This is a genomic window from Glutamicibacter sp. TV12E (assembly GCF_052441935.1).
GTDB lineage: Bacteria > Actinomycetota > Actinomycetes > Actinomycetales > Micrococcaceae > Glutamicibacter.
Genome location: NZ_JBQVVF010000001.1, coordinates 2,881,133 through 2,890,219 on the forward strand (window position 1 = coordinate 2,881,133; position 9,087 = coordinate 2,890,219).

Consider the following 9,087-nt stretch of genomic DNA (forward strand, 5'->3'; position numbering starts at 1 on the left):
AGTGAGGTCATACTTTGTGCGGTCACAATCGAACAAAGGAAAACTGCCTTGCCCATACCGGCACTCAATATCGAGCAAACCACCGTCCCGATCGACAGCGTTCGCCCTTACGGCAGCAACGCCCGGCTCAGCGACATGGACAGCATCCGCGAAAGCCTCGGCGCACACGGCATCTACAAGTCCATCGTTGTCCGCAAAGCAACCATGGAAATCCTTGCCGGAAATCACACCTGGCTCGCAGCCAAGGAACTCGGCGCCACCGAAATCCCCGTCGGCATCATCGACGTCGACGAAGACCAAGCCCGCCGCATCGTGCTCGTGGACAACCGCTCCAACGACCTGGCCTCCTACGATGATCAAGCATTAGCGGAGCTGTTGGCGTCCTTGGAAGGGGACTTTGCCGGCACTGGCTTCGCGCTCGATGACTACGATGAACTGATCGACGCGCTCAACGACGCCGACCTTGCTAACCAGGACACCGAGCTTGACGGCGACCCGGATGATGCTCCTGAACCGCCAGTCGAGCCGTTGAGCAAGCTGGGCGACGTGTTCCAGCTTGGCCGGCACCGCGTTATCTGCGCGGACTCAACCAGCCCCGAAGCCTTGGCCAACTTGATCGGCAACGAGCCGGCGGACGTGCTGTGGACCGACCCACCCTACGGCGTTGACTACGTCGGTGGCACTGCAGACGCGCTGACCATCCAGAACGATGGGGCCGGGGAACTCGACGACCTGCTGCAGGCCGCATTCAAGAACGCGCTCAACGGACTCAAGCCTGGTGCGCCCTGCTACGTCGCGCACTCCGACACCCGGCGCATCAGCTTCGAAACAGCAATGCTCGACAACGGCTATCTGGTCCGCCAGAACCTGATCTGGGTCAAGAACACCCTCGTGATGGGCCGATCCGATTACCACTACCAGCACGAGCCGATCCTTTACGGATTCACCCCTGGCGGGCAAGGACGCCTCGGCCGCGGCGGTGAACGATGGTACGGCGATCACAAGCAAACCACCATCATTGAGATTGACAAGCCGCTGCGCAACGGGCTGCACCCGACAATGAAGCCAACCGACCTCATCCTTGCCAACCTGGTCAACAGCCTGAAGCCCGGCGGAATTGTCCTGGATCTGTTTGGCGGTTCCGGATCCACGCTCATCGCTGCTCATCAGCACGGCTCATCGGCGCGGCTGATTGAACTGGACCCACGTTACGTCGATGTGATCTGCCTGCGATACCAGCAGCTTACTGGCGACCTGCCAACGCTCAAGGGCGAACCTGTGGACTTCGTCGCCCATCACGCCTAGCGGTTCTTGCGGTTGCGGCGGCCCGGGTCTGGACGGGTCGCCTGCCACCGTTCAATCGTGGCTCGTTCCCAGATGGGTTTGCGATCCAACACAAGCTCCGGCTCAGGAATTTCACCAGGCTTAGGGGAATCGTCCAGGCCGTTGGCGCGGGCATCATTGATGCGCTTTTGCTGTCGCGAACGTTGCGTCGTCACATACCGAGCAGAGACACCCATAATTTCCGCGACGTCTTTCGTCGTGATCGGGTCAGTCAGGTTCGTCAAGGCAAAAATCACTCCCAAGTAGATACGTCCATGCTATCAAGCGACGCCGCCAGTTTCCCGGGCATCATCCCACAAAATCCGCGCACTACTAGGCACTCTGAGTAGCCAGAGTCCAGAACATCAGGAGGCCAATTGTGGCGCAAGCGGTGAGCCCACGAGATGCCGAAAAGCATGCGCGGCGCGTCAAAGCGCTGCAAATGCGCGCCGCCCGCTTCACCTACCAGGCAATAGCTGACCGGCTATACAACGGAGACCGGTCCAACTGCCACAAAGACATTAAGAAAGCGATCGAGGAACGGGAAAAAGAAGCTGTCGACGAAGTCGTCGCCCAGGAAATTATTCTCTTGGACCAGCTCTCCCGGCCACAGATCAAGAAAGCCCTGGAAGGGGACGAGAAAGCCGTCACCGTCCTGCTGCGCATCATGGAACGCCGCGCCAAATTCCTCGGGCTCGACGCACCAACGCAAATTGAGCAGACCGGCGCCGGCGGTTTCACCCTCTTGGTCAATCCTGATCTGCTCCCTGACGGCGCGATTCTCAACGACGCTCCTGCCTCGGACGAAGCTGATGCGGCACCGTGACCATCACCAAAGTCTGGCAATACCCGTTTAGCCCGCTGCCGAAGCAGAAGGTCGCGCTGACTGGCCCTGCGGATGAAGTGCTCTATGGGGGAGCGGTCGGCTCCGGCAAATCTGAAGTGCTCCTCGCAGCATGCGTCACCGTGTGCACGCTAGTGGGCGGAGCCAAGGCCCTGTTGATCCGCCGTACCTACGGGGAGCTGTCCGAGCTGGCCAAGCGCCTGCGCGAACGCATCCCCTCCGAGGTAGCGAAGTACAACAAAGCCGATCACGTGTTCTACTTCGCCAACGGCGCGGAGCTGCACCTTGGCTATTGCGACCGGCCGGAGCACGCCACCAAGTACCAGGGCCACGAGTACGTGCTGGTCTGCTTCGACGAGCTGACCCACTACGACAAAGAGTCTTACACGCTCCTGCAGTCGCGCCTGCGCGCCACCGGCGCCATAGCCGAACGCATGCGCCGGCTACGCCTACCCTTGCGCACCCTGTCCGCGTCCAACCCCGGCGGCAAGGGACACAACTGGGTGAAGGCCCACTTCATTGACCCGGCACCGCCAGAAACATTCTTTGAAGCCGAGCTGGACACCAAAGGCCTGTCCAAGAAGAAGATCACCACCACCCGCGTATTCCTGCCGGCCAGCCTCTACGACAATCCGTATCTGGATCATGACGCCTACCTGGCGAAGCTGGGCAACCTCGATCCCGAGCTGTTCCAGGCGCTGGTTGAGGGTGACTGGAATGTCATTTCCGGCACCAGGTTCAATCAATGGCGCGCATCCAAGCACATCATCAAACCTGAACAGCTGCCGATCCCTCTGCTGACCGGCAAAAAGGTCATCGCAGTCGACTACGGGTTCAGCGCGCCATTCTCAGCGGTCTGGATGTGCCTCCTGCATGACGGTCTCGTTGTCGTGTACCGGGAGGAGTACGCCACTGAGCTGACCGCGCGGCAGCAGGCCGAGCGGATCCTCGAACTGTCCCGACTCGAAGAAGAAGCGACGGGGGAGAAGATCCCCATCGTGATGGATCCGGCCATGTGGCGGCGCAACGACGCGTCGGCGCATAAGACCTTGAGCCGGGACATGCCGCCGGTAGGGTCGCCGGCACACGACTACATGAAAGTACTAGACCGGGTGCCGGTAAAAGGCGTGAATGCGCGCACCCATGGTTGGAGTTTGCTGGACGAAAAGCTGCGCATCCAGAAAGATGGGCTGCCCAGATTCCTGGTGTACGACACCTGCCGGGACCTGATTCGAACCTTGCCTTCAGCGCCACGAGACAAGAAAAACCCCGAAGACATCGACACCCACAGCGAGGACCACAACCTTGACAGCACGCGCTACGGGCTCATGTATTTGGCGGGCAAGCGAGTGGGAAGCAAGAACGAGAAGCAGAGCGCGATCGTGCCGAGCGCAGTGGGGTCGGGTCTGCGTAAGCGCGATTTCTGAAATTCTTGGCAAAATAGATTTGGTTCTTGCTTAACAGGAAATAGGTTGATATGCTGAGGTCATCAACAAGGGAATAACCAACCCTGCAAAAGACGGAGAAACCAATGATCACCACCGCAGACCTCGACCAAATGACCACCCGCGAGGATTGGCTGGGATTCGGCTACCTGGGCGAGCGCCGCAACATGCAGCTCGATGACGAAACCGAGAATTTCACCCCTGAGGAGGCCCGCGCTCTCGTCGCCAAGGCCGACACCATGGTCCTGGACCGCGCGAACGAACTTGAAATGACCGCCGACCAGCTCTTCGACCAGTGGGCCAACCAGAGGGTCGGACGCTGGTACGCCGACTGCTGGTTCGGCGCCGACGGCAAGCACGCAGAGGGCTACCTGCCCTACTACAACGCGGCAAACCTCACCCGCTAGTCCACCCGGCCCGGGGTTAACCACCCTGGGCTACACAGGAAGTCACCCGAACATGAGCACCGCAATCAGTGCCGCCGACCGTAGCGGATCAATCAACAGAACCCTCGAATGGGAAGACTGCGAAGGCGCGGTCAACGCCTATGACGAAAACGGCGACCACGTTATCGAAATCAACGCCCTGCAAGACCGCGACAAGTGCCTGAAGTGGAACGAAAAGTACACGCCAGGCCGCGAATGGTTCGTGATGGAAATGAACAACGTGGTGGCCAAGGGCCATGCACCTAATCTCCGAGTAGCCAAGAAGGAAGCCCTCGCTGCGCTGGTTGCTCACCGATGTAACTCCTAACCAGCTCGCGGGCTACCCCGACCCAGGGTGTATAGGCAAGCGCACAGGGTAAAACACCACCCCCTTGAGTCTTAGGTCGCATACCCGCTGCGCACCCAGTTCGAATCTGGGACACCCACTCAAACCAGCACCGGCTAACCACCGGTCAGAACCACCTCCGAGAAAGGTCACCCGAACACCATGTACGCCATGATCACTGGCACCCGGATTCTTCCGGAGCGCTCGCTAACCATCTGCCAGCGGTGCGGAATCGAACACACGCCAGGCCACTCCATCGAAGGAAGCCGCGCCGACTACTGCACGGACTGCCGACCAATCGCCACCGAGCTTGGCTGGTGCAATCCCAAGACCCGACGCAAGCAAGCGGTCGCGGCATGAGCGAATGCACCGTCACCTGCGATTGCAAAGTTGCACGCCACGAACACGGCCAACGCATCATGTACGTCGTTCACAAATGCCGTGGCTCCGCCTGCCGGGAGGCTGCGCGGGTGTACGAGGCCAAGCGCCAGCGCCAGCGCCTCTACGGCATTGAAGCTGACCGTGTGGACGCACAACCAGTACGGGAACACGTGCTTTATTTGAAAGAGCACGGCGTATCCTACAAGGCTCTGGCCAAAGCCTCTGGAGTTTCCTCCTCGGCGATCACCGCCATGCTCTTCGGACGGGCTGAACGAGGCCACGCACCCTACAGCAGGGTTACACGCGAGACCGCGGTGAAGATCCTGGCCGTAAATCCGACGATGGACAACATGTCTGCCGGACGGCCAATTGACGCGACAGGAACACACCGTCGGCTGCAAGCTCTGGTCGCCATTGGCTACAGCATCGCCAGCCTGGGTGACCGCCTGGATATCACTTCCAGCAACATGACGTCCCTCATGCATCGCGACCGCGTCGTTGTGTCCACCGCACGCAAAGTGCGTTCACTGTACTCGGAGCTGTGGGACAAACCCAACGCGGCCTCCGAATGGCGCCAACTCAGTGCGGCCAACCGGGCCCGAAACTTTGCCACCATCCACGGCTGGCTCCCGCCCATGGCGTGGGATGACGACCAGATCGACGACCCCGACCACCAGCCTGTCATGAACGTACCTAAAGGCAACAAGGTCGAGGCCAATCGTGAGGCATTCGTGGAGGAAGTTGAATTCTTCGCTGACTGTGGCGACGGGATTGAATCAATCGCCACCACCCTGGATGTGTCCCCGGATGCGGTGGAGAAGCGGCTGGTCCGGTACGAGCGCACCGACCTACTGGACAAGATCGGACGGGCACCCAAGCGCCCATATGAACGGAGGGCAGCATCATGACCCTGATCATCGAAGGGCAAACTGACGCACTGGCCCTGTTGGCGGAGATGAACCGGCCATCACCCCGCGCCGACGCGGTGCGCAGGTCAAGTGCTGCGGCTCGGGAGTTTGTCCCTACGCCTGAGAATCCGGTGCATTGCGCGATGTGCGGCGCGAAGCTGGCCTCTTACTTCGACAGCTCAGTGAGTCATTCTCCGATGGGATGGATGGCTGGCCAGCGGATGTGCACGGCAATGAACCTGACCAGGAACCACGTGAAGTATGCGGTCGTCCAGATCACGAAAGCGCTAGCAGGGGAACAGCCTGGCCAGTGTTGCTGGGACAAGCGCGGCCTGCATGGCAAGGCAATTAGGAAGCCTAACGTCGTGCAGCTGGCTGACCACCTGCGCTGGCAGATCGACCACTCACGCACCGCCTGGGGTGTCCGCGCCGGTCTATTCGACGAATGGGTAGGTGCTTACCTGCTAGACCACGGGGTGCTCAAGTATTCGCTCGACCCGGACGAGTACCCCTGGGAATTCGTGGACACGATATGAGTACCCGGTTTGAGGCCCAGCATCCACGGTGCGCCTATTGCGGGGCGTGGGGGAAGCGGCGGGGAGACAAGGTGCACTGCAACAGCCCGCGTTGCGCCCGGGTCAGCGCCTACACCGGGCCACCCGAATCCATCATTCCTGATACCGGGTACCGGCTTCCCAAGCCGAGGCGCCGGCCCAAGCCGGTCAAGAATTACCCACCTATGCAGGACGAGTTCGATTTGGAAGGAGACCAGGATGGCCGGCTATAAGCACCGGGCACCAGAGCGTGTGCGCCGAACAGAAGCAGTGAAGTCACAAGCCGAATACAACCAGGCCGTCCAGCAAGCAGGGCTGCTCCTGTCGCAAGCGAGGGAACAGGCACACCAGATCCGGCAAGCTGCCCTCATGGAAGCCGAGCGAGACGCGAAAGCAATCCGCGAAGCAGCGTATGCAGAGGGCCGCGCCATGGCCAACCCCGAATACTCGGCCACCGAAGAAGAACAACGCGCCATCGGACGGCTGCGTCTACGACAAGCCACCAACGAAATTTATGGGCTTCAGGCCCCACCACCAAAGGACAGCAGCCATGAGCTTTATGACTGAAGCCGAGGCCGCGAAAGCGCAGGAGAAAGAATCATGAGCGACGAACTAAGCATTGATGAAATGCGCGCAGAGGTCAATGAGCACGGTGTCCTAGACATTGATCAAGCGGAGGAATTGCTGTCCCGCCTCGAACAGGCTGAACAGGCCGTAGCAAGGGTGCGGGAGAAGCATTCCCCAGTGCCGGCCAGGTACTACGGAACCGACCTGAACCCGCATCGAAAATTCGACTGCGACGGATGCGGAGAAGGCAGTCCGTGGCCATGCTCGAATATCCGCGCCCTAGACGGTGATACCCGTGGCTGAGCACGTAGTCACCTGCACTGACGAGACGGTACGTGGTAGCCGTGGAACCGTCGCCCGGTGCGCGTGCGGGTGGTCCGATGCGTGGGCTATCCAAGGCGGGAACGCGGAAGCATCAGCCCATGATCACATGATCGCCAATGACCCGGAGTACAGGGAAGCAGCCAGGGTGCAGCGTGAAACATGGGAGGCTGAGCGACTCGAACGAGAAGCACAACGCCAGGCAGAGCTTGAAGAATTCTGGAAAACGGAACCGCTCGGCCCGAAGCGCAAACCTATCGAACCCCACGACCACGGGTGCGCGTGCTTCATAGACCCACCGTGCAATGCGTGTGTGAACTGCGCACACCACGACGTAGACGACTGCCCCAACGACTGCCAAGAATGCGAGGTTGAGCACGATGCCTGATAACGCCGAGTTCATGGAAGATCTGTTGAATCGCCAGCCTGCCGATCCGTTGCGTGCCGCGTTGGTAGCGATCCAAGAACTGCACGAGTGCGTCGAAGCGCTTATGAATCCTGGACGGCATGAGCGCCTGGTCAAAGTCTGCACTGGCTGTGGAACCGACGACGGCAACTGGCAGCGCTGGCCTTGCCCAACCCGCAAGCTGGCCGACGAAGGGTTAGGAGAAGAATGATGTTCGTATGCGACCGCCACGAAGTCTTGGACTGCAAACGGTGCTTACCAGCGCTGACAGAAAGCCATGCCCAAATCTGCAAGGACTGCGAAGGCGACGGTGAACTGTACGAGTACGACGAGCACGACAACATCACTGAGGACATGGAGTGTCCCACTTGTAAAGGGCCAGGCATCATCGAACGCACCGGCCCTTATCGTCTCGCGGACGGCACCTGGTCAGACGGAATCGACCGAAGCGAGCCTATGGGGGAGCGAGACGTGGCCATGCGTCGGTGGGAAGTCTGGCGCGATAGAGGCGATACCGGCGAGTGGACTGCCGGATTCGACCCCGACGAATGGGTGGGAGCGTCCGAGGAAAACTTCCCCACCCACGCCGAAGCTATCGCTTACGCCGACGCGCAAGCCCGCACCACCAAGAACGGAGACACTAATGGGAATGTTTGACAGCCTCTACGACTCGGACGAACGAGAGTGGCAGACGAAAGCGTATGAGAACCAGCTTGCTGCATATCGGCAGGGCGATGTCCTCCCGGAGTTAGAGCACCACCCAGACATTACCGATTACCAAGTGGAAATCCTGAGCGGCAAGGACGTCGTTGAGAACGGCGAGCTGAAGCATATGTACCTGGACTCGTTCGCCACGGTCATCGGCAACAAGTTAATCAGCATCCATGATCCACGAAACAGGAATTTACCGCGCATTAGCTACTCCGGTGACCTGTACGTGTCGGGTGCCGAAGACGCATTGGAGGGCGACCTTGGCTAAGCGAATCCAGCGCCAGCGCACCAAAGGCTGGCGTAAGCCAGAAGGTGCCGTGTACGTGGGCCGGGGCAGCAGGTGGGGCAACCCCTATCGCGTCAGCGGAGAAACGACCGCCCAGGGAGCTGTGGCGCTTTTCCGTGACTTCATTCAGCGAGCACCGCTCGATAACAACGGGCAGCGTGTCGAAGCGACAATCAGGGCCGAGCTGGCCGGCAAGGACCTCATGTGCTGGTGCCCCATCGATCAGCCCTGCCACGCAGACGTGCTGCTCGAACTAGCGAACGGAGAAACCAGTGGCTGAAAAAGGAAAATCCAGAAAAACTCCCAGAATTCAGACTTGTTTGGATTGTCATGGCGGCGGCGTGATCGTCCCTGAAGTGGATATGAAAGCACTGAGGATCAGTAGTTTTCCGGACTGTGGCACCTGTAAGGGTTCTGGCCTGATCTGCCGTTCTGGTCCATACAAGCTAATGAACGGTAAGTGGTCTGACGGAGTGGACCGTACAGCTCCTATTTCGATGCTCGGTTTCGGTATCGCGAATCCGGACCGCGTGCGAGTCATAGTTTGCTACGGCTGCTTCGAAAAGCCGG

General features: G+C 59.9%; 15 protein-coding genes. 14 read left to right on the forward strand and 1 reads right to left on the reverse strand.

The window, feature by feature from the left end:
• The first annotated feature begins 48 nt into the window (after nt 1-48).
• Nucleotides 49-1,305, forward strand: coding sequence for a DNA methyltransferase (locus ACT7DV_RS13665; RefSeq protein ID WP_444663325.1), 1,257 nt, complete (start codon nt 49-51; stop codon nt 1,303-1,305).
• Here the strand turns inward: ACT7DV_RS13665 and ACT7DV_RS13670 are convergent.
• On the reverse strand, nt 1,302-1,568 hold the full coding sequence (locus tag ACT7DV_RS13670; RefSeq protein WP_444663327.1) for a hypothetical protein: 267 nt from the start codon (nt 1,566-1,568) through the stop codon (nt 1,302-1,304). The two genes, ACT7DV_RS13665 and ACT7DV_RS13670, sit on opposite strands and share 4 nt — an antisense overlap.
• 146 nt (nt 1,569-1,714) lie before the next feature.
• Here ACT7DV_RS13670 and ACT7DV_RS13675 point away from each other — a divergent pair, with 146 nt between their 5' ends.
• The 13 genes from ACT7DV_RS13675 to ACT7DV_RS13735 all read left to right on the forward strand — a co-directional run bounded on the left by ACT7DV_RS13675 (nt 1,715) and on the right by ACT7DV_RS13735 (nt 8,797).
• A complete protein-coding gene (locus tag ACT7DV_RS13675; RefSeq protein ID WP_444663329.1) occupies nt 1,715-2,149 on the forward strand; it encodes a hypothetical protein in 435 nt (144 codons plus the stop codon).
• Nucleotides 2,146-3,594 carry a terminase large subunit domain-containing protein gene (locus ACT7DV_RS13680; protein WP_444663330.1) on the forward strand — a complete coding sequence of 483 codons (1,449 nt, stop codon included), beginning with the start codon at nt 2,146-2,148 and terminating at the stop codon, nt 3,592-3,594. The genes ACT7DV_RS13675 and ACT7DV_RS13680 overlap by 4 nt, the downstream gene beginning before the upstream one ends.
• A gap of 104 nt (nt 3,595-3,698) precedes the next feature.
• The gene (locus tag ACT7DV_RS13685; protein WP_444663332.1) at nt 3,699-4,019 is read left to right on the forward strand and encodes a hypothetical protein; all 321 of its coding nucleotides are present in this window, start codon (nt 3,699-3,701) and stop codon (nt 4,017-4,019) included.
• Nucleotides 4,020-4,071: 52 nt separating this feature from the next.
• Entirely contained in the window at nt 4,072-4,365 is a 294-nt protein-coding gene (locus ACT7DV_RS13690; RefSeq protein ID WP_444663333.1) for a hypothetical protein, read from the forward strand.
• A gap of 189 nt (nt 4,366-4,554) precedes the next feature.
• Nucleotides 4,555-4,743, forward strand: coding sequence for a hypothetical protein (locus ACT7DV_RS13695; protein WP_444663335.1), 189 nt, complete (start codon nt 4,555-4,557; stop codon nt 4,741-4,743).
• Entirely contained in the window at nt 4,740-5,672 is a 933-nt protein-coding gene (locus ACT7DV_RS13700) for a hypothetical protein (protein ID WP_444663337.1), read from the forward strand. The genes ACT7DV_RS13695 and ACT7DV_RS13700 overlap by 4 nt, the downstream gene beginning before the upstream one ends.
• Nucleotides 5,669-6,208, forward strand: coding sequence for a hypothetical protein (locus ACT7DV_RS13705; protein WP_444663339.1), 540 nt, complete (start codon nt 5,669-5,671; stop codon nt 6,206-6,208). Before ACT7DV_RS13700 ends, ACT7DV_RS13705 begins: the two co-directional genes overlap by 4 nt.
• Nucleotides 6,209-6,445: 237 nt before the next feature.
• Nucleotides 6,446-6,793, forward strand: a complete 348-nt coding sequence (locus ACT7DV_RS13710; protein WP_444663341.1) for a hypothetical protein — start codon at nt 6,446-6,448, stop codon at nt 6,791-6,793.
• A gap of 33 nt (nt 6,794-6,826) precedes the next feature.
• Nucleotides 6,827-7,096 (forward strand): hypothetical protein, encoded by a 270-nt coding sequence (locus ACT7DV_RS13715; RefSeq protein WP_444663342.1) that lies wholly within the window; start codon nt 6,827-6,829, stop codon nt 7,094-7,096.
• 389 nt (nt 7,097-7,485) lie between these two features.
• Entirely contained in the window at nt 7,486-7,731 is a 246-nt protein-coding gene (locus ACT7DV_RS13720; protein ID WP_444663344.1) for a hypothetical protein, read from the forward strand.
• 260 nt (nt 7,732-7,991) lie between these two features.
• Nucleotides 7,992-8,177, forward strand: a complete 186-nt coding sequence (locus ACT7DV_RS13725) for a hypothetical protein (protein ID WP_444663346.1) — start codon at nt 7,992-7,994, stop codon at nt 8,175-8,177.
• Complete coding sequence (locus ACT7DV_RS13730; protein ID WP_444663348.1) at nt 8,164-8,499, forward strand: hypothetical protein; 336 nt, start codon at nt 8,164-8,166, stop codon at nt 8,497-8,499. The genes ACT7DV_RS13725 and ACT7DV_RS13730 overlap by 14 nt, the downstream gene beginning before the upstream one ends.
• A complete protein-coding gene (locus ACT7DV_RS13735; RefSeq protein ID WP_444663350.1) occupies nt 8,492-8,797 on the forward strand; it encodes a DUF4326 domain-containing protein in 306 nt (101 codons plus the stop codon). Before ACT7DV_RS13730 ends, ACT7DV_RS13735 begins: the two co-directional genes overlap by 8 nt.
• The last annotated feature ends 290 nt before the right edge of the window (nt 8,798-9,087 follow it).

Excerpts from the sequence above, each read along its gene's own strand:
- ACT7DV_RS13685 (WP_444663332.1), top strand. The coding sequence starts at position 3,699 with ATGATCACCACCGCAGACCTCGACCAAATGACCACCCGCGAGGATTGG.
- ACT7DV_RS13730 (WP_444663348.1), top strand. The coding sequence starts at position 8,164 with ATGGGAATGTTTGACAGCCTCTACGACTCGGACGAACGAGAGTGGCAG.
- ACT7DV_RS13695 (WP_444663335.1), top strand. The coding sequence starts at position 4,555 with ATGATCACTGGCACCCGGATTCTTCCGGAGCGCTCGCTAACCATCTGC.
- ACT7DV_RS13715 (WP_444663342.1), top strand. The coding sequence starts at position 6,827 with ATGAGCGACGAACTAAGCATTGATGAAATGCGCGCAGAGGTCAATGAG.
- ACT7DV_RS13710 (WP_444663341.1), top strand. The coding sequence starts at position 6,446 with ATGGCCGGCTATAAGCACCGGGCACCAGAGCGTGTGCGCCGAACAGAA.
- ACT7DV_RS13700 (WP_444663337.1), top strand. The coding sequence starts at position 4,740 with ATGAGCGAATGCACCGTCACCTGCGATTGCAAAGTTGCACGCCACGAA.
- ACT7DV_RS13705 (WP_444663339.1), top strand. The coding sequence starts at position 5,669 with ATGACCCTGATCATCGAAGGGCAAACTGACGCACTGGCCCTGTTGGCG.
- ACT7DV_RS13690 (WP_444663333.1), top strand. The coding sequence starts at position 4,072 with ATGAGCACCGCAATCAGTGCCGCCGACCGTAGCGGATCAATCAACAGA.